This is a genomic window from Micromonospora sp. C95 (genome assembly GCF_018070465.1).
Taxonomy (GTDB): domain Bacteria; phylum Actinomycetota; class Actinomycetes; order Mycobacteriales; family Micromonosporaceae; genus Micromonospora.
In genome coordinates, this window is record NZ_JAGPXT010000045.1 from 1 (window position 1) to 22,323 (window position 22,323).

At 71.6% G+C, this 22,323-nt stretch carries 20 protein-coding genes; 11 read left to right on the forward strand and 9 right to left on the reverse strand.

Translation table 11 applies throughout. From position 1 onward, the window contains the following. Positions 1–1,651, reverse strand: a 1,651-nt coding sequence (locus KBX00_RS28115) for an FAD-dependent oxidoreductase (protein ID WP_210831076.1), incomplete at its 3' end; no start/stop codon positions are given. Between the two features lie 203 nt (positions 1,652–1,854). Here KBX00_RS28115 and KBX00_RS28120 point away from each other — a divergent pair. Then, positions 1,855–2,967, forward strand: coding sequence for an LCP family protein (locus KBX00_RS28120; protein WP_210831077.1), 1,113 nt, complete (start codon positions 1,855–1,857; stop codon positions 2,965–2,967). A 42-nt stretch (positions 2,968–3,009) separates the two neighbouring features. Here the strand turns inward: KBX00_RS28120 and KBX00_RS28125 are convergent, their stop codons facing one another. The 3 genes from KBX00_RS28125 to guaB all read right to left on the reverse strand — a co-directional run bounded on the left by KBX00_RS28125 (position 3,010) and on the right by guaB (position 7,264). Continuing rightward, a complete protein-coding gene (locus KBX00_RS28125) occupies positions 3,010–4,440 on the reverse strand; it encodes a M1 family metallopeptidase (RefSeq protein WP_307869102.1) in 1,431 nt (476 codons plus the stop codon). 105 nt (positions 4,441–4,545) lie between these two features. Beyond that, entirely contained in the window at positions 4,546–5,664 is a 1,119-nt protein-coding gene (locus tag KBX00_RS28130) for a GuaB3 family IMP dehydrogenase-related protein (protein ID WP_210831078.1), read from the reverse strand. 37 nt (positions 5,665–5,701) lie between these two features. Next, entirely contained in the window at positions 5,702–7,264 is a 1,563-nt protein-coding gene (guaB, locus tag KBX00_RS28135; RefSeq protein WP_210831079.1) for an IMP dehydrogenase, read from the reverse strand. Between the two features lie 196 nt (positions 7,265–7,460). On the opposite strand from guaB, the gene KBX00_RS28140 reads away from it, so the two are divergent. Continuing rightward, positions 7,461–7,871, forward strand: coding sequence for a DUF5319 domain-containing protein (locus tag KBX00_RS28140; RefSeq protein ID WP_210831080.1), 411 nt, complete (start codon positions 7,461–7,463; stop codon positions 7,869–7,871). A 103-nt stretch (positions 7,872–7,974) separates the two neighbouring features. Here KBX00_RS28140 and KBX00_RS28145 read toward each other — a convergent pair whose 3' ends face one another. Then, positions 7,975–8,775 carry a helix-turn-helix transcriptional regulator gene (locus tag KBX00_RS28145; RefSeq protein WP_210831081.1) on the reverse strand — a complete coding sequence of 267 codons (801 nt, stop codon included), beginning with the start codon at positions 8,773–8,775 and terminating at the stop codon, positions 7,975–7,977. A gap of 253 nt (positions 8,776–9,028) precedes the next feature. On the opposite strand from KBX00_RS28145, the gene KBX00_RS28150 reads away from it, so the two are divergent. After that, on the forward strand, positions 9,029–9,412 hold the full coding sequence (locus tag KBX00_RS28150) for a WhiB family transcriptional regulator (protein WP_093405453.1): 384 nt from the start codon (positions 9,029–9,031) through the stop codon (positions 9,410–9,412). Positions 9,413–9,650: 238 nt separating this feature from the next. Then, positions 9,651–10,163, forward strand: a complete 513-nt coding sequence (locus tag KBX00_RS28155; protein WP_210831082.1) for a hypothetical protein — start codon at positions 9,651–9,653, stop codon at positions 10,161–10,163. Between the two features lie 24 nt (positions 10,164–10,187). On the opposite strand, the gene KBX00_RS28160 is transcribed toward KBX00_RS28155, so the two are convergent. From KBX00_RS28160 to groES, 3 genes are all read right to left on the reverse strand, one after another. Next, positions 10,188–11,891 carry a molybdopterin-dependent oxidoreductase gene (locus KBX00_RS28160; protein WP_210831083.1) on the reverse strand — a complete coding sequence of 568 codons (1,704 nt, stop codon included), beginning with the start codon at positions 11,889–11,891 and terminating at the stop codon, positions 10,188–10,190. A gap of 188 nt (positions 11,892–12,079) precedes the next feature. Then, positions 12,080–13,729, reverse strand: coding sequence for a chaperonin GroEL (gene groL, locus KBX00_RS28165; RefSeq protein ID WP_210831084.1), 1,650 nt, complete (start codon positions 13,727–13,729; stop codon positions 12,080–12,082). A 72-nt stretch (positions 13,730–13,801) separates the two neighbouring features. Further along, the gene (groES, locus tag KBX00_RS28170; RefSeq protein ID WP_089155197.1) at positions 13,802–14,116 is read right to left on the reverse strand and encodes a co-chaperone GroES; all 315 of its coding nucleotides are present in this window, start codon (positions 14,114–14,116) and stop codon (positions 13,802–13,804) included. Between the two features lie 371 nt (positions 14,117–14,487). Here groES and KBX00_RS28175 point away from each other — a divergent pair, with 371 nt between their 5' ends. Together KBX00_RS28175 and KBX00_RS28180 are read left to right on the forward strand one after the other, a co-directional pair. Next, the gene (locus KBX00_RS28175; protein ID WP_210831085.1) at positions 14,488–15,288 is read left to right on the forward strand and encodes a helix-turn-helix transcriptional regulator; all 801 of its coding nucleotides are present in this window, start codon (positions 14,488–14,490) and stop codon (positions 15,286–15,288) included. Beyond that, entirely contained in the window at positions 15,279–15,470 is a 192-nt protein-coding gene (locus tag KBX00_RS28180) for a DUF397 domain-containing protein (protein WP_210831086.1), read from the forward strand. The genes KBX00_RS28175 and KBX00_RS28180 overlap by 10 nt, the downstream gene beginning before the upstream one ends. Positions 15,471–15,651: 181 nt before the next feature. On the opposite strand, the gene KBX00_RS28185 is transcribed toward KBX00_RS28180, so the two are convergent. After that, positions 15,652–16,836, reverse strand: a complete 1,185-nt coding sequence (locus tag KBX00_RS28185) for a methyltransferase domain-containing protein (RefSeq protein ID WP_210831087.1) — start codon at positions 16,834–16,836, stop codon at positions 15,652–15,654. 170 nt (positions 16,837–17,006) lie between these two features. Here KBX00_RS28185 and ybaK point away from each other — a divergent pair, with 170 nt between their 5' ends. From ybaK to KBX00_RS28210, 5 genes are all read left to right on the forward strand, one after another. Further along, entirely contained in the window at positions 17,007–17,486 is a 480-nt protein-coding gene (gene ybaK / locus KBX00_RS28190; protein ID WP_210831088.1) for a Cys-tRNA(Pro) deacylase, read from the forward strand. A 210-nt stretch (positions 17,487–17,696) separates the two neighbouring features. Further along, the gene (locus KBX00_RS28195) at positions 17,697–18,791 is read left to right on the forward strand and encodes a sugar ABC transporter substrate-binding protein (protein ID WP_210831089.1); all 1,095 of its coding nucleotides are present in this window, start codon (positions 17,697–17,699) and stop codon (positions 18,789–18,791) included. Between the two features lie 103 nt (positions 18,792–18,894). After that, on the forward strand, positions 18,895–19,713 hold the full coding sequence (locus tag KBX00_RS28200) for an ATP-binding cassette domain-containing protein (RefSeq protein WP_210831090.1): 819 nt from the start codon (positions 18,895–18,897) through the stop codon (positions 19,711–19,713). Then, positions 19,710–20,972 (forward strand): sugar ABC transporter permease, encoded by a 1,263-nt coding sequence (locus KBX00_RS28205; protein ID WP_210831091.1) that lies wholly within the window; start codon positions 19,710–19,712, stop codon positions 20,970–20,972. The genes KBX00_RS28200 and KBX00_RS28205 overlap by 4 nt, the downstream gene beginning before the upstream one ends. A gap of 28 nt (positions 20,973–21,000) precedes the next feature. Then, positions 21,001–22,182 (forward strand): ROK family transcriptional regulator, encoded by a 1,182-nt coding sequence (locus KBX00_RS28210; protein ID WP_210831092.1) that lies wholly within the window; start codon positions 21,001–21,003, stop codon positions 22,180–22,182. Positions 22,183–22,323: the final 141 nt, after the last annotated feature.

Consider the following 22,323-nt stretch of genomic DNA (forward strand, 5'->3'; position numbering starts at 1 on the left):
GGTGTGGGGGGATCGGTGCCAGGGGGCGGTACGGGGAGCCGGGGGCGGGGCGGGGGTCGGGGTCACCCTTGTTGGGCCAGCAGGACAGGGCGCGTTCGGCCTGGGCGGTGATGGTGAGCGACGGGTTGACGCCCAGGTTGGCCGAGACGGCGGCGCCGTCGACGACGTGCAGGCCGGGGTGACCGTGGACGCGGTGGTAGGGGTCGATCACGCCGTCGGCGGCGGTGGCACCGATCACCGCACCGCCCAGGATGTGCGCGGTCACCGGGATGTCGAACGGCTCGGTGAGCGCGCCGCCCGGCGTACCGTCGATCTCCTCGGCGAGCAGCCGGACCGCTGCGTTGCCGGCCGGGATCCAGGTCGGGTTGGGAAGCCCGTGGCCCGGGCCGGAGACGAGCCGCCGGCCGAGCGGCCCGCGCCGCAGCCGGAGGGTGAGCGAGTTGTCGGTCGACTGCATCACCAGGGCGATCACCGTACGCTCCGACCAGCGTCGTACGGAGAGCAGCCGGGCGGCCACCCGGGGCTGCCGGAGCAGTTGCCCGAGCCACCGGCGCAGCCGGTGTGGCCCGCCGTCGACCAGCAGCGACTGGAGCAGCCCCATCGCGTTCGAGCCACGGCCGTAGCGGACCGGCTCGACGTGGGTCTGTGGATCCGGGTGGAACGAACTGGTGATGGCGACTCCTTCGGTGAAGTCCACGCCACGCTCCCGGGCCCGCCGGTGCGGCACCGAGGCGCCGAGGATCGCCTCCGAGTTGGTCCGGGTCAGCTCGCCGAGCCGGGACGACAGGCCGGGCAGGTGGCCACGCTCCCGCATCTCGTGCAGCAGTCGCTGGGTGCCCAGCGTGCCGGCGGCGAAGACCACCTGGTCGGCGTGGATCACCTGCCGCCGCCGGCGAAACCAGGCGCCGGTGCGTTCGGTGTCCACCTGGTAACCGCCGTCGACCGGCCGGACCGCGATGACCGTGGTCAGCGGATGTACCCGGACACCGAGCCGCTCGGCCAGCCAGAGATAGTTCTTGACCAGCGTGTTCTTCGCGCCGATCCGGCAGCCGGTCAGGCAGGCGCCGCAGTGGGTGCAGCCGGTACGCTCCGGGCCGGCCCCGCCGAAGTACGGGTCGGCGACCCGCTCCCCGGGCCGCCCGAGGTGCACGCCGACCGGGGTGGCGTGGAAGGTGTGCCCAACTCCCATCCGCTCGGCGACCCGCCGCATCGCCCGGTCAGCACCGGTGACGATCGGGTACGTGGTCACGCCGAGCATCCGCTTGGCCTGGTCGTAGTGCGGGGCGAGCTCGGCCCGCCAGTCGGCGAGGTGTCGCCACTGCGGGTCGTCGTAGAAGGCGTCCAGGGGTTCGTAGAGGGTGTTGGCGTACACCAGCGAACCACCACCGACGCCGGCTCCGGAAAGCACCAGCACGCCACCGCCGGCTCGCCGGTGGGCCGCCCGGAGCAGGGTGATGCGCTGGAGGCCGAAACAACCCAGCCGCGGCGCCCAGAGGAAGCGACGTAGCCGCCACGACGTCTGTGGGAACTCGTCGTCGGCGAACCGCCGGCCCGCCTCCAGTACGCCGACCGAGTAGCCCTTCTCGGCCAGCCGCAACGCGGCGACGCTGCCGCCGAAACCCGACCCGATGACCACCACGTCGTACCGCATGGACGCATCATTACTTGCGAGTAGATCTCGCGCCAGGACCCGGTTCCGCGCGATCATGCTCCGCACCGCGTCACTCTCGGCCGACCGGGACGCAACCATGAGCCCGGTTCAGCGCGTTGGACCGGTATCGCGCTGTCGAAGTCCGTCGTCGGTGACCTCAGCGGTCGGCCAGGGACTTCGACGGACGCCCAAGGAGGCGGGGGATGATGCTCGGAGGAGACCGGAAACGGTTGACGTTGGTGCTGGCCGGTCTGGTCACACTTGTGGTGGTTGCGGTGATCGGCGTGGTGGTGGCGCGTACCGGCAGCGACGAGCGCCGGACACCGACCGCCGCCACCGGCGGCCCGAGCACCTCGCCCAGTCCCACCGCCAGCCCCAGCCCCAGCCCGCCGCCGGGTGCCGACATCACCGGCCCACTCAACCTACTATTGGTCGGGGTCGACACCCGGGTGAGCGTGCCCGGCTGGGAACCGCACGCCGACGCCGTACTCGTGCTGCACGTACCGGCGGGGCTGTCCAAGGCGTACCTCTTCTCCCTTCCCCGCGACCTGGTGGTGGACATCCCGGCCTACAAAGCGGCCGGCTACCCGGGCGGGCGGACCAAGCTCACCCACGCGATGAGCTACGGCAGCCGGGTGCCGGACCGCCCCAAACGACCCGACCCCGCCCAGGGGTACGAGCTGCTGCGCCGCACCGTCAGCGACTACACGGGCCTGCGCATCGACGCGGGCGCGGTGCTCACCTTCGGCGGCTTCGACGAGTTGGTCGACAGCCTGGGGGGCGTGGACATCCGCGTCGACCAGCGGGTGGTGTCCCGGCACCGGCAGCCCGACGGCAAGCACCGGGAGCCGGGTCCGGGCGTGGGCGGCTACGTCGGGCCGCAGATGGTCTACGAACCCGGCAAGCGGCACCTCAACGGCTGGCAGGCGCTCGACTACGCCCGCCAGCGCTACCTGCCCGGTGGTGACTACGCCCGGCAACGCCACCACCAGCAGCTGATCCGGGCACTGCTCGGGAAGATCCTCGATCAGAACCTGGCGCGGCAGCCCGATCGGGTCGAACAGGTGGTCGCGGCGCTCGGCGACGCACTGCTCTACGTCGGCGGCCGGCGGATCGTGGACTTCGCGTACGCCCTCGGCTCGTTGTCGCCGCAGGCGGTCACGCTGGTCGGGCTGCCCGGAGCCTCGGTGGGTCGGGGCAACGCCTACCGGGGCGAGGAACTGACCTCCGTCGGCCGCCGCTTCCTCACCCAACTGCGCGCCGGCAAGGCCGACGCCTTCCTGGCCGACAATCCGAAACTCAAGGTGAAGAGCTGATCCGTCGCTGTTTCCAGCACCGGCCGGGTGCGGCGGCGCCGGTCAGGGCTGGGCGGGTGCGGCGGTGCCGGTCAGCCAGGTGTCGAAGAAGGGTCCCAGCTCGCGGCCGGAGACCCGTTCGGCCAGGGCGACGAAGTCGGCGGTGGTGGCGGTGCCGTCCCGGCGCTCGCTGGTCCACGTCCGCAGGATCTCGAAGAAGGCGTCGTCGCCGACGGTACGCCGCAGCGCGTGCACGGTGAGCGCCCCGCGCTTGTAGACGGCGGTGCTGAACATCTGTCCGGGGCCGGGATCGAGGGTGCGCCGGGACCAGTCGGTGGCCGCGTACTGGATCTCGAAGTTGCGTTGGGCACTGCGCCCGCCGTCGTGCTCCTCCCACAGCCACTCGGCGTAGCTGGCGAAGCCCTCGTTGAGCCAGATGTCACCCCAGCGGGCCAGCGCCACGCTGTTGCCGAACCACTGGTGGGCCAGCTCGTGGGCGACCACGCTGTAATTCGGCTCGCCGCCCCGGAAGAACCCCGGTCCGTAGACCGGCCGGGACTGGGTCTCCAGCGCGTAGCCGATCCGGCCGTCCGAGACCACCACGCCGCCGTACGACTCGAAGGGGTACGGCCCGAAGCGGGTGGTCAGGAAGTCGGCGATCTCGCCGGTGCGGGCCAGCGAGGTGGCTGCCGGCCCGGTCACCGGGAGCCCGTCCGGTACGGCGGTGACCATGGGCTTGCCGGCGTGTTCGTCACTCCGCACCCGGTAGTCGCCGATCACGAGCGTGGTCAGGTAGCTCGCCATCGGTGAACGCTCGGCCCAGCGCCAGGTGGTCCAGCCGTCGGCGCTGGTCCGCTCCCCCGGCACTCCGTTGCTGAGCGCGGCCAGCCCGTCCGGGACGGTCACCTCAAGGTCGTAGGTGGCCTTGTCCGACGGATGGTCGTTTACCGGGAACCAGGTGGCCGCCGAGTGCGGCTGGCCGAGGGCGATCGCGCCGTCGTCGGTGTGCTGGAAGCCGCCACTGCCGAGCACGCCGTCGGCGTCCGCCTCGGGTACGCCGCCGTAGGCGACCGCCACCGTGAACCGGCTACCCGAGTCGAGCCCCCGGGCCGGGGTGACCACCAGTTCGCCGTCGTCCCGCCGGTGCTCGGCCGAGGCACCGTCCACGGTCACCGAACTGACCTGCAACCCGGACAGGTCCAGGTTGAAGCGGGACAGCCCGTGGGTCGCGGTCGCGGTGATCTCGGCGCTGCCGGTGAGCCGGTCGTCCGTCGGGTCGTAGCGCACCACGAGCCGGTAATGGGCGACGTCGTATCCGCCGTTGCCGCTGCCCGGCACGTACGGGTCACCGAGATCGACGCTGCCCGCCCGGAATCCGCCCGGCTCCGCCGCGTCCCGGTCCCCGATGCCGCTGACCAGCACCACCGCCGCCACCACGGCCGCGATCACCGCCGCCGCGCCGGCTCCCCACCACCTGCCAGACCCGCTGCTCACCAGCCCGAGCCTACTGCCGCCCCTCCGTCGATCATGCAGTTGTGGTGCGTGGCGAATCGGGCATCACCCGCTCAACCGGGTGCCACAACTGCGTGATCGGTGGGATCAGCGGTCCAGGACCAGGCCGACCTTCTGGAATTCCTTGAGGTCGCGGTAGCCGCACTTGGCCATGGCGCGGCGCAGGCCGCCGAACAGGTTGAGCTGACCGTCCGGTTCGTCGGCGGGGCCGAAGAGGAGGCGCTCCATGGAGCCGATGGGCTCACCGGCGGTCTCGAAGGCGCCACGGGGCAGCGACGGGTGGCTGGCCGCCGAGTGCCACCAGGATCCGCCGGCCGGCGCCTCCTCGCAGAGCGAGAGCGGCTCGCCGAGCATCACTGCGTCGGCACCGCAGCCGAGTGCCTTGGCGATGTCGCCGGAGGTCCGGATGTCGCCGTCGGCGATGAGGTGGACGTAGCGCCCGCCGGTCTCGTCGAGGTAGTCGCGCCGGGCCGCGGCGGCGTCGGCGATCGCGGTGGCCATCGGTACCCGGATGCCGAGCACCGACTCGGTGGTGGACCACTCGTCCCCGCCGATACCGATGATCACGCCGGCCGCGCCGGTGCGCATCAGGTGCAGGGCCGTCTTGTAGTCGGTGCAGCCGCCGACGATGACCGGGAGGTCGAGGTCGGCGATGAACTCCTTGAGGTTGAGCGGCTCGTCGGTGGTCGACACGTGCTCGGCCGAGACGATGGTGCCCTGGATGACCAGGATGTCGACGCCCGCGTCGAGGATGACCGGCGCCAGCGCCAACGTGTGCTGCGGCGACACCCGCACCGCCACGGTGCCGCCACCGTCACGCAGCTCACGGACCCGCTCGGTGATCAGATCCGGCCGGATCGGCTCGGCGTACACCTCCTGGAGCCGTTTGGTGGCGCGGGCGTCCTCGTCGAGACCGCCGAGTTCCTCAAGCACCTTGCTCGGGTTCTCGTAGCGGGTCCACAGCCCTTCGACGTTGAGTACGCCGAGCCCGCCGAGCTGGCCGAGCCGCACGGCGGAGGCCGGGCTCATCGTCGCGTCGGAGGGGTGCCCGACGCACGGAATGCCGAACTGGTACGCGTCCAGCTGCCACCCGGTGGAGACGTCGTCGACGTCGCGGGTCCGGCGGGACGGCACGATGGCGATGTCGTCCAGGTGGTAGCCGCGCTGCGCGGTCTTGCCCAGCCCGATCTCGACCACGTCACGCATGGGGCACTCCAGATGTCTTCGGGGGTGGTGGGAGGGGTCAGCGGGTGTGGTAGTTGGGCGCTTCGACGGTCATCTGGATGTCGTGCGGGTGGCTCTCCTTGAGCCCGGCCGCGGTGATCCGGATGAGCTGTCCCCGCTGGTGCAGCTCGGGGATGCTCTCCGCGCCCGCGTACCCCATCGCCAGCCGCAGGCCACCGACCAGCTGATGGGCCACCCGGGCCAGCGGCCCACGGTACGGCACCTGACCCTCGACGCCCTCCGGGACCAGCTTCTCGTCGCTCGTCACGTCCTGCTGGAAGTAGCGGTCCTTGGAGTACGACTTGGCCTGCCCGCGGGACTGCATGGCGCCGAGCGAACCCATGCCGCGGTACGTCTTGAACTGCTTGCCGTTGACGAAGATCAACTCGCCGGGGCTCTCCTCGCAGCCGGCCAGCAGGCTGCCGAGCATCACCGTGTCCGCGCCGGCGACAAGTGCCTTGGCGATGTCGCCGGAATACTGGATGCCGCCGTCACCGATGACCGGTACGCCGGCCGGGCGGGCCGCCCGGGCGGCCTCCATGATCGCCGTGATCTGGGGGACGCCGACGCCGGCCACGATCCGGGTGGTGCAGATGGCTCCGGGGCCGACACCGACCTTCACGCCGTCGGCGCCGGCCTCGACCAGTGCCCTGGTGCCGGCGTAGGTCGCCACGTTGCCGCCGACGATGTCGACGGTGACGTCCTTCTTGAGCCGGCTGACCATCTCCAGCACCGCGCGCTGGTGACCGTGGGCGGTGTCCACGATGATGACGTCGACACCGGCGTCGACAAGCGTCCGGGCGCGCTTGTACGCGTCCTCGCCGACACCGATGGCCGCCGCCACCCGCAGCCGCCCCGCCTCGTCCTTGGTGGCGCTCGGGTACTGCTCGCTCTTGGTGAAGTCCTTTACGGTGATCAGCCCGCGCAGCTTGCCCGAGCCGTCGACGATGGGCAGCTTCTCGACCTTGTGCTGACGCAGCAGGCCGAGCGCCTCGTCCTTGCTCACCCCGACCGGGGCGGTGACCAGCGGCGCCTTGGTCATGATCTCGCGGACCGGCACGGCCGGGTCGGAGACGAAGCGCATGTCCCGGTTGGTGACGATGCCCACCAGCTGCCCCTGGGCGTCCACCACCGGCACCCCCGAGATGCGGTAGCGCCCGCAGAGCTGGTCGACCTCACGGAGAGTGTCGTCCGGGCTCGCGGTGACCGGGTTGGTGATCATGCCGGACTCGGACCGCTTCACCAGGTCGACCTGGAGCGCCTGGTCCTCCGCGGAGAGGTTGCGGTGCAACACGCCGATGCCACCCTGGCGGGCCATCGCGATCGCCATCCGGGCCTCGGTCACCGTGTCCATCGCGCTGGACAGCAGCGGGATGGACAGCGTGACGTTGCGCGTCAACCGGGTGATCGTGTTCACCCGGCTCGGCACCACGTCGGACTCGCCCGGCTGGAGCAGCACGTCGTCGAAGGTCAACCCCAGCGGCACCACCCTGGCCGAACCGGCGGGCAACTCGGGCAGATGGCCGCCCAGCTCGCCGCCCTCGACGCCAGCGGAACGGTCGGTACGGGGCGAATTCTCCACGATTGCTCTCCTGAGCTGCTTGAACCGGGCTTCAGCGAGGTGGCACGGGGGCACCGGCGAACGCCGGGCGAGGGTGCGTCGACCTCATCGTACCCACTGAAGCTTTCTCCCCCTGAACCGTGCGGGGCCGGCCCCGGTAACGGCTCGCGCGCCCGGGGGACAGGCGTCGACGGTGGCAGGGGACTACGGTGAGGGGGTGCACGACGATCCCATCGACCCGTTCACCGGCGACCCGACCGACCCGGCGGCCGACCTGGACGCCCCCGGCGACGACGCGCCGCTGGACCCACTGACCGACGTCGAGCGCCAGGACGTGCTTGAGGACCTCGCCGACCTGGAGATCTACCAGGCGCTGCTGGCGCCGATCGGCGTACGCGGGCTGGTCATCGAGTGTGAGGACTGCCGGGAACCGCACTACTTCGACTGGGACCTGCTCCGGGGCAACCTGCGCCACCTGCTCAACTCCGGGCGGCCCCGGGTGCACGAGCCGGCCTACGATCCCGACCCGGACCACTACGTCACCTGGGACTACGCCCGCGGCTACGCCGACGGCGTGCACGACACCCTCAGCGAAGGCACCGAGGACGAGCCCGGCGCGGAGCGCTGACCGGCCGCCGTCAACTCAGCCCGGCCGGGCCAACCCGCCCGGCGGACTCGGCCCGCCGGCTTGACCGGCCCGCCGGCACGGCCGTACCGATCCGGCCGACCAGCTACGCGACCAGTCCGGCCCGGAAGCCGGCGGCCACGGCGTGCGCCCGGTCGCGGGCACCGAGCTTGCGGAACAGCCGCCGGGCGTGAGTCTTCACGGTGTCCTCGGAGACGAACAGCTCCCGGCCGATCTCGGCGTTGCTCTTGCCCTCGGCCATGCCGAGCAGCACCTGTAGTTCCCGCTCGGTGAGACCGATCGCGGACCGGTCGGTCCGCGAGGGCGACGCGGGCTTGTCCGGCTCGGACTCGGCATCAGCCTCGGCGGGATCGTCGCCCCGCTGCACCGGCACGACCGCCGGGCCGCCCGCCGCGTCCGCACCCGGCCAGCCGGTCGGCGCCTCGCCGCCGCTACGACCACCGGGTGCCGGGCGGGCTGGGCTGCCGACCGCCGCGGCGTCCCGGGCGGGATCAGCGATCCGGTGCCGGTTGGCCCGACCTGGCGCGGCCAGCAGCAGCAGCGCCTTGGCGACGGCGCTGGTCAGATCCTGGTCGACCCCCTGGATCAGCCCGCGCGCCCCGGCACCGATGGTCGCCGCCGCCGCCTCGGACTCCTCGGCGCCGAGCAGCAGGACGGCGGCCTGCGGAGCGCGGGCCAGCACCCGGCGGACGAAGCCGACGCTGTCCGGGCGGGTCAACGCGGTGTCGGCGAGCACCACATCGGCCGGACGTTCGGCCAACCGCAACATCACCTCGGGGTCGGAGACCGCCGTCCGGACGGCACCCGACAATCCCAACCGCGCTGCCGCGGAGGTCAGGTGCTGCGCCGCGAGCGGCGTTCGAACGCACACGAGAACGGTACGCACAGGCATCTCCTCTCCGCTGACGAGCAGACCATGAGCGGCCCCGGTCGGGAGGAGGTTCCGGGCAATCCTCCCAACTTTTCCGACAGATAGGGCATATGCCGCAATCCGTCGGGATGTTCTGGATCAAAGACGTGTGAGGCGTGGGGCACCCGGGTAGGGAGTGGCCAGGCCGGGAACGGTGCGCCTGCGCGGCCCGCCGCCCGGACAACCGGCCACAAGCGTCTCGCGGTGCCGCGCGAGAGGAGGGGTGCTGATGTCGAACGTACGTAGACTGCCCGGACCCATTATCGACCTCTGGGACTGGCAGCGGCTCGGTGCCTGCCGAGGCCGTGACAGCGCTCAGTTCTTCCACCCCGACGGTGAGCGGGGCTCGTCCCGGCTGCGCCGGGAATCCTCCGCCAAGGCCGTCTGCCGTGCCTGCCCGGTCCGCGCCGAGTGCGCCGCGCACGCCCTTGCGGTACGCGAGCCCTACGGCGTGTGGGGTGGCTTCAGTGAGTCCGAACGGCTGCGACTGCTCGCGGTCGGCTGGGAGGATCTCGCCGACCGCCGCCAGACCCGCGTCGACATCAACCGACTGGAGGCCCGGCTGGGCAGCTCGCACCGTTCGACGGTGCCCATCCAGCGCAACGTCGCCTGACCAGACCGCACCACCGACGCCGCGTCCCGACCCCGGACGCGGCGTCGCCATGTCCGCCACCTCGCCCGGCCGCGCCCGGGAGGTAACCCACGGGGACTCCTCACGGCCGGCACACCGGGCTGCGCAGGGGGCGGGCTCCGGTCGAGTTGATCCGCCCGGAGCCACACCGCCTCGTGCGTTGACGGCGAGAGCCGACATCATCGATGCTCGTGCCTGGTGGTCACGGGGAGGACGATGGATGGCGCTGCTGGACGTTGTGGTCACGGCAGCCGGCGGCGCGCTCTCGGCCACCGTCGGTGTTCTCGTCGGCGGGATGCTCACCCGGCGGGCCCAGGATCAGCACTGGCTCCGGGACCGGCAACTCGTGGCCTACCAGGATCTGCTGCGTGAGTACGCGACGTTCTCGATGATCCTGCGGCGTGCCCACCTGGGACGCAGTGGGTGGGACTATGACTGGGGAGCCTGGAGCGCCGCGTTGATGGCGGCCAGCCTCGTCGCCCCGATAGCCGTCGCCACCGAGATCGACAAGTTCGGCCAGGCGGTGCGGCGATTCCTGGACGCGACCGCTGAGGTGGACACGACGACCGCACCCCTGTCACAGGAGCAGTTCGAGCAGGCGATGGTGGCACCGGCTCGTGCGCAACTGGCCCTGGTCAACGCCATGCGTCGGTCTGTCGGGCGGCATCAGCGGCCCTTGCCGGTTTGGTTGGGCGGTGCAAGCGGACCGCCCGACCCACCGGCGGGCGGCTGAGCCGGGAGATCGCGCGGGGATCAATCAGGCGACGGTGAGCGTGACGGAGTGCCAGCCGGTCGCGCCGTCGGGCGCGACACCGCGCGGCTCGCCGGTCTGCGTCTCGCCGGTGCTGTCCGTCGCCCGCACCTGGAGGGTGTGCTCACCCGGGGTCGCCTGCCACTGCCACGACCACTGCACCCAGGTGTCCACCGAGATCGTCGGCGCCAGTTGGGCCTGCTGCCAGGGCCCCTCGTCGACACGTACCTCGACGCGGTCGATGCCCCGGTGCTGCGCCCAGGCGACGCCCGCGACCGTGACCGGGCCGGCGGCCGGTCGGTTGCGCGGGCGGGGCGTGTCGATCCGCGACTGCGTCTTCACCGGCCCCTGCGCCGACCAGCCCCGGGGCACCCAGTACGCGTCGAAATCCGCGAAACTGGTCAGCTCCAGCTCGGTGATCCACTTACAGGCCGACACGTAGCCGTACAGGCCCGGCACCACCATCCGGACCGGGAAGCCGTGCTGCACCGGCAGCGGTTCGCCGTTCATGCCGACCGCGAGCAGGGCGTCCCGCCCGTCGCGCAGCACGGCGGTCGGGGTGCCACAGGTCCAACCGTCGACCGAGCGCCCGACCACCTGGTCAGCACCGTCCAGCGGCGCCACCTCGTCGAGCAGTTCCCGGATCGGTACGCCGAGCCAGCGCGCGTTGCCGATCAGGTCGCCGCCAACCTCGTTGGAGACGCAGGCCAGCGTGACGTACCGCTCCACCATGGGGCGGGCGAGCAGATCGGCGTAGCTCAGCGTGACCGGGTTGCGGACCCGGCCGTGAATGCGCAACTGCCAGGTCGCCGGATCGACCTGCGGCACCACAAGCGCGGTGTCGATCCGGTAGAAGCTCCGGTTCGATGTGACGTAACTGGCCAGTCCGGGCTGAGCCAGATCGGCTCCGGCCGGCACCGGCGGTGCGGGCGAGACCGGGGCCGGCAGCGTGATCGCCTCGCGGGCGGCCGACACGCCCTGACGGCCGGCCAGCCACCGCCCCGCGACTCCCCCGACGGCAGCCACCCCGAGCACGGTCCCGACGCCGGTGAGGAACCGCCGCCGCGAGTCCGGGTCGACCCGCCGACCCGGCCCTCCCGGGACCAGCGGGCTTTCCCGGACCGGCGGGCCTCCCGGGACCGACGGGCTTCCGGTGGACGTGGTCCCGCCGGTCCCCTCGGAGGTGGCGACCGAGTCCGGGTCTGGCGCGGCAACGGCGGGACCGGTCACTGGTGGCGGGCCGGCCGGCGTCGGTGGGGACCAGGGCCAGGGGTCGAGTTCCAGTGGGCCGGCGACGAACGCCCACAGCACCGCCCCGCCGGCCGCCGCGCCGACCAGCGACGGCAGCACGTCGGCGGCGTCCGCACCGGCCCGGGTCAGGGCCGCCGCCGCGCCGATGCCGCCGAAGACGACGATGCCGGCCAGGCCCACCGTCAGCCGCCGGGCGGCCAGCATGCCGATCAGGGCGGCGAAGCCGCCGAGCAGCAGTGCCGTACCGACCAGCAAGGCGATCTTGTCATTGGTGCCGAAGACCTCGATGCCGAACCGTTTGACCGGCTCGGGGGCGGTGTCCACGACGAGACCGCCGACCGCGACGAGCGGGGACGACCGGGGGCCGGTCAGGGCGGCGACAAGTTCGGCGGTGCCGATGGCCGCCGCTGCGGCGGCGACGCCGCCCAGGGCGGCGAACCGGGGTGTCGTGCTGCTCACCCGCCAAGTGTTTCCCACCGGCCAACGCTCCGGTAGTCGACGTCGGCGTTCGTAACCTCTCGTCACCGATACGCAGCCCGGGTCAGCGTCCGACGCCACCCCCCGAGCCCGACCACTCCAGACTCATAAGCGCGCGTGGGGCGCACCGTCTCGTCGACGGTGCGCCCCACGTCCGGCGTACGGCAGGGTCAGAAGCCCGGGCCGTGCTGGTGGCTGTGACCGTGGCCGTGCGAGTGGCCGTGGCCGCCCGCGGCGGGCTCCGGCTCGGCCGGCTTCTCCACCACGAGACTTTCGGTGGTGAGCAGCAGACCGGCGATCGACGCGGCGTTGGTGACCGCGTTGCGGGTCACCTTGACCGGGTCGATGATGCCGGCCTTGGTCAGGTCGACGTACTCGCCGACGGCGGCGTCGAGGCCGTGGCCCCAGTCGCTGCCGGTGACCTTCTGCACGACGACGTAGCCGTCGTGGCCGGCGTTCTGGGCGATCCAGCGCAGCGGCTCGACAAGTGCCTTACGCACGATCGACACGCCGACCTTCTCGTCACCGGTGAAGCCGAGGTCGTCGTCGAGCACCGACAGGATCTGCGCCAGGGCGGCACCGCCGCCGGGCACCGTACCCTCCTCGACCGCGGCCTTGGTCGCGGCGATGGCGTCCTCGATGCGGTGCTTGCGCTCCTTCATCTCGACCTCGGTGGCCGCGCCGACCTTGACCACCGCGACACCGCCGGAGAGCTTGGCCAGTCGCTCGGCGAGCTTCTCCCGGTCCCACTCGGAGTCCGAGGCCTCGATCTCCTTGCGGATCTGCGCGACCCGGTCGGCCACCTCGCTGGCCTGGCCACCACCCTCGACGACAGTGGTGTTCTCCTTGTCGACCACGATGCGCCGGGCGCTGCCCAGCACCTCCAGGCCGACCTGGTCGAGCTTGTAGCCCAGCTCCGGGGCGACCAGCTCGGCGCCGGTGAGGATCGCCATGTCCTGGAGCATCGCCTTGCGGCGGTCACCGAAGCCGGGCGCCTTGACCGCGCAGACCTTGATGGTCTTGCGGATGGCGTTGACCACCAGGGTGGACAGCGCCTGACCCTCGACGTCCTCGGCGATGATGAGCAGCGGCTTGCTGTTCTGGAGGACCTTCTCCAGCAGCGGCAGCAGCTCCTCGATCGCGGAGATCTTCTGCGTGGTGATCAGGATGTACGCGTCCTCCAGGACGGACTCCTGCGACTCCGCGTCGGTGACGAAGTTCGGCGAGATGAAGCCCTTGTCGAACTGGAGGCCCTCGGTGACGTCCAGCTCGGTGTGCAGGGCCGAGCCCTCCTCGACGGTGATCACACCGTCGCGGCCGACCTTCTCCATCGCCTCGGCGATCAGCTCACCGATGGTGGCGTCCTGCGCCGAGATCGTCGCGACGTGCGCGACCGACTTCTTGTCGGAGACCTCGACGGCCTTGTCGAGCAGCGCCTCGGAGACCTTGGTGGCGGCGGCGTCGATGCCGCGCTTGAGGCCGGCCGGGTTGGCGCCCGCGGTGACGTTGCGCAGGCCCTCGCGGACCATGGCCTGGGCGAGCACGGTCGCGGTGGTGGTCCCGTCGCCGGCGACGTCGTTGGTCTTGGTCGCCACCTCCTTGACCAGCTGCGCGCCGAGGTTCTCGTACGGGTTGGTGAGCTCGATCTCCTTGGCGATGGTCACGCCATCGTTGGTGATCGTCGGCGCACCGAATTTCTTGTCGAGGACGACGTTGCGCCCGCGCGGCCCGAGGGTGACCTTGACCGCGTCAGCGAGCGCGTTGACACCGTGCTCCAGCAGGTGCCGGGCGTCGTCCGAGAAGCTCAGGATCTTCGCCATTAATGTCCCTTCGAAGCGACGTTGCCCCGGCCCGGCGAGCCGGACCGGGGCAACGACACTGATCGGTCTGTCTTACTTCTCGATGACCGCGAGGACGTCGCGGGCGGAGAGCACCAGGTACTCCTCGCCGGCGTACTTGACCTCGGTGCCGCCGTACTTCGAGTAGAGAACGGTGTCGCCGACGGAGACGTCGATCGGCACGCGGTTGCCCTTGTCGTCGATCCGGCCCGGGCCGACAGCGAGGACGGTGCCCTCCTGCGGCTTCTCCTTGGCGGTGTCGGGGATCACGATGCCCGAGGCGGTGGTGGTCTCGGCCTCGTTCGCCTGGACCACGATGCGGTCCTCGAGCGGCTTGATCGCAACCTTGGTCGCGGTAGTCACGGGCATACCCTCCTGGGGTACTTGGTTTCGTTGCCGATCGGCATGCCGACCGGCGTCAATCTGCCACATGCCACCGGGCGGGGCCGTCGTCGCGGGTGCCGGTCCGCCTGGCGTTCAACCCCCGGACACCAGGGCCCGAAGGTTGGCACCCTCAGGGTGAGAGTGCTAATCGCAGGTTATTCCTCGGCTAGCACTCCGTCAAGGAGAGTGCCAATCCGCTGCCCTCGTGTCGCCGCGTCCGGGCACCCGCGCCACCACTCTTCCCGCACTCTTCGGCAGTCGTTCGCCAGCGTTTACCGCAACACGCCGACATCCACTTCCCCGCCGCACGACCGCCCCTTACTCTCCGGCGCGACCACGTCACGGAGGGCAGAAACATGGCGGACGTACCAACCCTGGGGTTCCTGCGCGACCAGTTGCGCCGGGCCCGCAAGGTGCGCGGGCTCAGCCAGGAGGAGCTGAGCAAGATGATCAACTACTCCACCTCGGCGGTGAGCGCGATGGAGATCGGCCCGAACCAGCTCAGCGCCGACTACCTGGCCCGGGTCGACAAGGTGCTGGAGACCGGCGGTCTCTTCATCGGGATGCTGGAGCTGATCCGGCTGCACGCCGAGCCGGACTGGTTCCGGCCGTGGGGCGAGATCGAGCGGGAGGCGGTCGCGCTGCGCTGGTACGACCCGGCCGTGGTGCCGGGCCTGCTCCAGACCGAGGCGTACGCCCGGGCGATGCTCCGGGCCGGTCCACCGCTGACCGACGAGCAGATCGAGAAGCGGGTGCTGGCCCGGATGGCCCGGCAGGAGGTGCTCGCCCGCGAGGAGCCACCGCAGCTCGTCGCGGTGCTCGACGAGCAGGTGCTGCGCCGGCAGGTCGGCGAGCGCGCGACCATGCGCGAGCAACTGGAGCACCTGCTGGCCGTCAGTGACCGCCCGCACGTCCAAGTGCGGATCATCCCGGCCGAGACCCCTTGGTACGTCGGACTCAACGGCCCGTTCGTGCTGGCCCGACTGGCCGACGGCACCGAGGTGGCCCACCTGGACAACCAGCTCCGGGGGCACACCGTGGACAGCCCGAACGACCTTGCCGCCCTGGGGCGACACTGGGAGACTGTGGCCGGTGAGGCGCTGCCACACCGGCAGTCCGCCCGCCTGATCGAGGAAGTGGCGAAGTCATGGACCTGACCCGTGCCGCCTGGCGCAAGTCCTCCCGCAGCAACAGCAACGGCGGTGCCTGCGTCGAGGTCGCCGACAACCTGCCCGGCCTGGTCGCCGTACGCGACAGCAAGGATCCGGCCGGCCCGGTGCTCGGCTTCACCCCCGCCGCCTGGCGCGCCTTCGTCGCCACCCACGCCCCCACCCGCTGACCAACCCCGACCCGGCGCTCCCCCTTTGCGCCGACCCGGCCCCCGCCCTCCCGCGCTGGGAACGCGCGAGTTGCGGCATGGCGCGGTCTCCCGCCGAGCTGACAGCCCAGGATGCCGCAACCCGCGCCCGCCGGCTGCACATGACGACCCGAATCGCGGCCCGGCCAGCGGGGCGCGGGGTTCAGGCCACCGGGCGGCAGACCAGGACCGTCGGGGCGGTGGCGACCCGGGTGAGCACCAGGCTCGCCGGCTGGTTGCCGCTCAGCCGCAGGTCGCGCCGGAGCCGCTCGGGCTCCAACGCGGAGCCGCGCTTGAGGATCTCCACTCGGCCGACCCGCCGTTCCCGCAGCAGCGCCCGCAGCCGCTTGAGGGAGAACGGCAGCACGTCGGTCACCTCCAGGCAGCGGGCGTACGGCGTGCGCTGGGCCGCGTCGGCGTAGAGGTAGGCGATGGTCGGGTCGGCGAGGGTGGCGTCCAGGTCGGCAGCCAGCTCGGCGATCAGGTGTGCGCGCACCACCGCCGGATCGGGGTCGTACACGAAGCGCCGCACCGCCCCGACCGGCGCCTCGCGGGTGCCCGACCCCGCGAGCCGGTGCACCGACTCGCCGGTCAGCACGGTCGCGCGGCGGGGAAACTCGGCCAGTTCGCCGCACCAGAGGGCCGCCTCGACCAGGTCGCCGTCGACGCTCACCCACTCCGCCTCCGCGCCGGGCGGGATCAGCGCGTGGTCGATCCCCGGCGCGACCTTCACCACCGTGCGCGGCACCCGTTCGGCCAGGCCGGTCACGAAGTCCCACGGCGGTGAGTACGAGTTCGGGTCGAAAATCCGGCGACCGGTGCCGGCTCGGCGTCGGGCCGGGTCGCAGAAGACCGCCTCGACCCGGGTCACGTCGAACGCCGTCGCGTCGCCGCACTCGACGGTGACCAGGTCGGCCAGCCCGGCGGCCTGGGCGTTCGCCTCGGCCAGCGCAGCGGTGAGCGGGTCCGCCTCCACCGCGTACACCCGGATGCCGGCGCGGGCGGCGGCGAGCGCGTCGGCGCCCAGCCCGCAGCCCAGGTCGGCCAATGCGCGCGCCCCGGCGGCGCGCAGCCGCCGGGCCCGCCGGTCGGCGACGACCCGCCGGGTTGCCTGCTCCAGCCCCGGCCGGGTGAAGAACATGCCGGCCGCCGCCGGCCCGAACTTGCCGGTCGCCCGGCGGCGCAGCTCGGCCTGGGTCAGCGCCGCCGCCGCGAGCCCGCCGGGCACCCCGGCAGAGCGCAGCGCCACCGCCGCGGCCAGCGGATCACCGCCGGCCACCCCGGCTGCCGTGTCGAGCGCGGCCAACCCCTCGGGCGTACGCAACGCGGCGAACTGCTCCAGATCCACCCGGCTATTCTTCCGCCCCGCCCCACCTGCCCCGCCCGAGGCCCAGGCCGGCCTCTCGCCGGGCATGCCGGTCGCGACTTGCGGCATCCTGAGCCCTCACGTCGGCCGGAAGGCGCGACTTGCGGCATGTTGGGCCCTTCGGTCAGCCGGTCGGGGCTACGTTGGCGGGCATGGCGGGACGTGGCACCCCGGCGACCGCGCTGCTGGCGAAGCGGAAGGTCGACCATCGCACCCATCCGTACGACGTCTCGCCGGACGAGCCCAACTACGGCGCACTCGTCGCCGCCGCGCTCGCGGTGGCACCCGAGCGGGTCTTCAAGACGCTGGTCACCGAGGTCGACGGGGCACTGACGGTGGCGGTGGTGCCGGTCACCGGCGATCTCGACCTCAAGGCGCTGGCGGCGGCCGTGGGCGGCAAGCGGGCCATGCTTGCCGAGCGGACGGCGGCCGAGCGGGCCACCGGTTACGTACGCGGCGGCATCAGCCCGCTGGGCCAACGGCGGCGCCTGCCCACGGTCCTCGACGTCTCCGCCCTGGCGCATTCGACGGTGTACGTCTCCGCCGGCCGCCGGGGGCTCCAGGTGGAGCTGGCCCCGACCGACCTGGCCACCCTCACCGGCGCCCGGTTCGCCCCTCTCGCGAGCGCCTGACCGCCGCCTTCCATCCCGTCGGTGGACCGGACACCAGGGGCCTCGTGGGCATGGTGGCGACGAGGTGTCGCTGGCGTTGCCGAATTGTTACCGCCGACAACAAACTCGTGACCGGCGCACCCTTGTGCTGGCGTTGTGGCGCGGAATACGTTGCCGGACACAACAAAACAAAACACCGACACCCTTCCCACCCTCGAAAGGACCCTGCACATGCGCAAGGGCTTCCTCGCCGTCGGCACCGTGGGCCTGCTGGCCCTCGGCAGCCTGACGGCCTGTGGCGACGAGTCCGGCGGCGACCAGGCCGGCTCCGACGTGACCCCGAAGATCGGCGTGATCCTGCCGGACAGCAAGTCCTCCGCCCGCTGGGAGGGCGCCGACCGCAAGTTCCTCCAGGCCGCCTTCGAGGCCGCCGGCGTCGATTACGACATCCAGAACGCCCAGGGTGACAAGACCCAGTTCCAGACCATCGCCGACCAGATGATCACGAGCGGCGTAACCGCGCTGATGATCGTGAACCTGGACTCCGGCACCGGCAAGGCCGTCCTCGACAAGGCCAAGTCGCAGGGCGTCGCCACCATCGACTACGACCGCCTCACCCTCGGCGGCTCGGCGGAGTACTACGTCAGCTTCGACAACGAGGCCGTCGGCAAGCTCCAGGGCGAGGGTCTGGTCAAGTGCCTGACCGATCAGAAGGCCGAGAAGCCGGTCGTGGCGTACCTGAACGGGTCGCCGACCGACAACAACGCCACCCTGTTCAAGAACGGCTACGACTCGGTCCTCAAGCCCAAGTTCGACGCGAACGAGTACGTCAAGGGCCCGGACCAGGACGTTCCGGACTGGGACAACGCCCGGGCCGCCACGATCTTCGAGCAGATGCTCACCCAGACCGGCGGCAAGATCGACGGTGTGCTGGCCGCGAACGACGGCCTCGGCAACGCCGCCATCTCGGTGCTGAAGAAGAACCGGCTCAACGGCAAGGTCCCGGTGACCGGCCAGGACGCCACCCCGCAGGGCCTGCAAAACATCCTCGCCGGCGACCAGTGCATGACCGTCTACAAGGCGATCAAGAAGGAAGCCGACGCCGCCGCCGAGCTGGCCATCGCGCTGGCCAAGGGCGAGCGCAAGGAGACCGGCCAGACCGTCACCGACCCGGAGGGCGGCCGCGACGTGCCGTCCGTCCTGCTCACCCCGCAGGCGATCTACAAGGAGAACGTCAAGGACGTCATCGCCGACGGTTTCGTGACCAAGGAAGAGGTCTGCACCGGCAACTTCGCCGAGCTCTGCACCGAAGCGGGCATCAGCTGACCTCACCCGCCTAGGCGGCGCCGCCCGGCACGGTAACCCCGTGCCGGGCGGCGTGCCGCCGCTGGACGGGCCCCGATCTCCCTCCGCGACAAAGGAGAACCCCGTGTCCGCGACCCCTCTGCTGGAGCTACGCGGGATCGACAAGAGTTTCGGTCCCGTCCAGGTTCTACGCGATGTCGCCTTCGCCGCCTATCCGGGCGAGGTCACCGCGCTGGTCGGTGACAACGGCGCCGGCAAGTCGACCCTGGTCAAGTGCATCAGCGGCATCTACCCGACCGACGCCGGGCAGTTCGTCTTCGACGGCCGACCGGTGAGCATCCACAGCCCGCGCGACGCCGCATCGCTCGGCATCGAGGTCGTCTACCAGGACCTCGCGCTCTGCGACAACCTCGACATCGTGCAGAACATGTTCCTCGGCCGCGAGAAGCGCAGCGGCATCGTCCTCGACGAGCCGACGATGGAGCAGATGGCGGCCGAGACCCTCGACGGGCTCTCCGTACGCACCGTCAAGTCGTTGCGCCAGCACGTCTCCAGCCTCTCCGGCGGCCAGCGTCAGACGGTGGCGATCGCCAAGGCGGTGCTCTGGAACAGCAAGCTGGTGATCCTGGACGAGCCGACCGCCGCGCTCGGCGTCGCGCAGACCGCCCAGGTGCTCGAACTGGTCCGCCGGCTGGCCGACAACGGCCTGGCCGTCGTGCTGATCTCGCACAACATGAACGACGTCTTCGCCGTCTCCGACCGGGTGGCCGCGCTCTACCTCGGCCAGATGGTCGCCCAGGTGAAGACCACCGACATCACTCACGCGCAGGTGGTCGAGCTGATCACCGCCGGTCGCTCCGGCGGGCTCGGGCTCACCGGCGACCCGGCCACCAACGGCAACGGCGCGGCGCCGGCCGGCAGCACCACGGGAGGCGTCTCATGAGCACCACCACCGCCGTCAAGCAGGACGGGCCGTCCTCCGTCGCGCCGGCGACCACCGTGGGCAGTCACGTCCGTGACTACTGGCGACGGGTACGCGGTGGCGACATCGGCGCCCTGCCCGCCGTCCTCGGCCTGCTCGTGCTCTGCACGATCTTCTCGATCCTGCGGCCCTCGTTCCTCAGCGCCGGAAACTTCGCCAACCTGTTCACCCAGGGCGCGGCGGTCACCCTGATCGCGATGGGTCTGGTCTTCGTCCTGTTGCTGGGTGAGATCGACCTGTCGGCGGGTTTCGCCAGCGGCGTCTGCGCGGCGGTGCTGGCAAACGTGGTAACCGTGCTCGGATATCCCTGGTACGTCGCGGTGGCCGCCGCCGTACTCACCGGCATGGTGATCGGTACGATCCTGGGCCTCCTGGTCGCCAAGATCGGCATTCCGTCCTTCGTGGTCACCCTGGCCGGCTTCCTGGCCTTCCAGGGCGTGGTACTGCTGCTGATGGAGCAGGGCCGCAACATCTCGGTACGCGATCCGGTGCTGGTGGCGATCGCCAACCGCAACCTGCCGCCGCTGCTCGGCTGGGCGCTCGCCGCCGTGGCCGTCGCCGGGTACGCCGCCGTGCAACTGCTTCGCTACCGCAACCGCGCCGCACGTGGCCTGGTCACCGACCCGATGGCGGTGGTGCTCGCCCGGATCGGCGGGCTGGCGGTCATCCTCGGTCTCGCGGTGTACGTGCTCAACCTGGAGCGCAGCCGCAACGTGCTGATCAGCTCGCTCAAGGGCGTACCGATCGTCGTGCCGATCATCGCCGTGCTGCTCGTCGTCTGGACCTTCGTGCTGCACCGCACCAGCTACGGCCGGCACATCTACGCGGTCGGTGGCAACAAGGAGGCCGCCCGCCGGGCCGGTATCAGCGTGGACCGGATCCGCATCTCGGTCTTCGTCATCTGCTCCACCATGGCCGCGATCGGCGGCATCGTGGCCGCCAGCCGGGCCAACTCGGTCGACCCGAACACCGGCGGCAGCAACGTACTGCTCTACGCCGTGGGCGCGGCGGTGATCGGTGGCACCAGCCTCTTCGGCGGCAAGGGCCGGGTGCTGGACGCGGTGCTCGGCGGCGCGGTGGTCGCGGTGATCGACAACGGCATGGGTCTGATGGGCTACAGCTCCGGCGTCAAGTACGTGGTCACCGGCGTGGTCCTGCTTCTGGCGGCCAGCGTCGACGCGCTGTCGCGCCGGCGAGCCGCCGCCGGCGGTAGTCGCTGATCCGCTGCACCGAAGGTAGTCACAACCGATGCGCGTGGGACCGAGCCAGGACGAGATCCGTCGGCAGAATCTCGGTGCCCTGCTGCGCTACGTGCACGTGCACGGTGCCACCACACGAGCGGAACTGACCACCGCACTGGGGTTGAACCGGAGCACCATCGGCGCGCTCACCGCCGACCTCGCCGCGGCCGGCCTGGTGACTGAGGGGGCGCCGAAGGAAACCGGCCGGGCCGGACGACCGTCGCTTGTCGTCCGGCCCGAGTCGGACCGCGTCTTCGCGTACGCGTACAGCATCGAGGTGGACCGGCTGCGCGCCGCCCGGGTCGGGCTCGGCGGCGCGGTGCTCGACCGCCGGGAGCTGGACCGCCCACGCGGTCTCACCGCCGCGGAGGCCGCTCCGCTGCTGGCCGGCGCGGTCAAGGAGATGCGACAGGCGCTGCCGGAGGACGCCGTCTGCGTCGGTGCCGGGGTGGCGGTCTGCGGGATGGTCCGCCGCGACGACGGCCTGGTCCGGCTCGGCCCGACCACCGGTTGGGTGGACGAGCCGATCGGCACCGCGCTCGGCACGGAACTCGGGGTCGACGTGCCGGTCACCGTCGGAAACGTGGCCGACGTGGCGGCCTTCGCCGAGCACGCCCGGGGTGCGGCGGCCGGCTGCGACAACGTCATCTACCTCTACGGCGATGTCGGCGTCGGTGCCGGGATCATCGCCGGCGGCCGGCGGTTGACCGGGCACGGCGGCTACAGCGGCGAGGTGGGGCACATGGTGGTGGTCCGCGACGGGGCCCGCTGCGAGTGCGGCAACCGGGGATGCTGGGAGACCGAGATCGGCGAGCACGGGCTGCTCCGGGCCGCCGGCCGTTCCGACGCCCGGGGCCGGGAGGCGATGCTGGCGGTCTTCGACGCCGCCGACCGTGGGGACGCCCGGGCCCAGATCGCGGTACGCCAGGCCGGTGACTGGCTCGGCTTCGGCGTCGCCAACCTGGTGAACATCTTCAACCCGGAGATGGTCATCTTCGGCGGCACCATGCGTGACCTCTACCTGGCCGCCGCCGCCCAGGTGCGCAGCCGGCTCAACTCCAACGGGCTGCCGGCCTGCCTGGAGCACGTCCGGCTGCGTACGCCGAAGCTCGGCGAGGACGCTCCCCTGGTCGGCGCGGCCGAACTCGCATTCGACCGGCTGCTTGCCGATCCGCTCGACGTCAGCTGACCTCCAGTTCCAGATTTCGCGAACCGGTTTCGCCATCCGCTGAACTGATCGGCCGCACAATCCGTACCTGGTTGCGGACGGCCGACGGGGTGCGGACGTCCGACGCTCAACGATCGGTTCTCGTCCGAGGAGGCGCCGCAG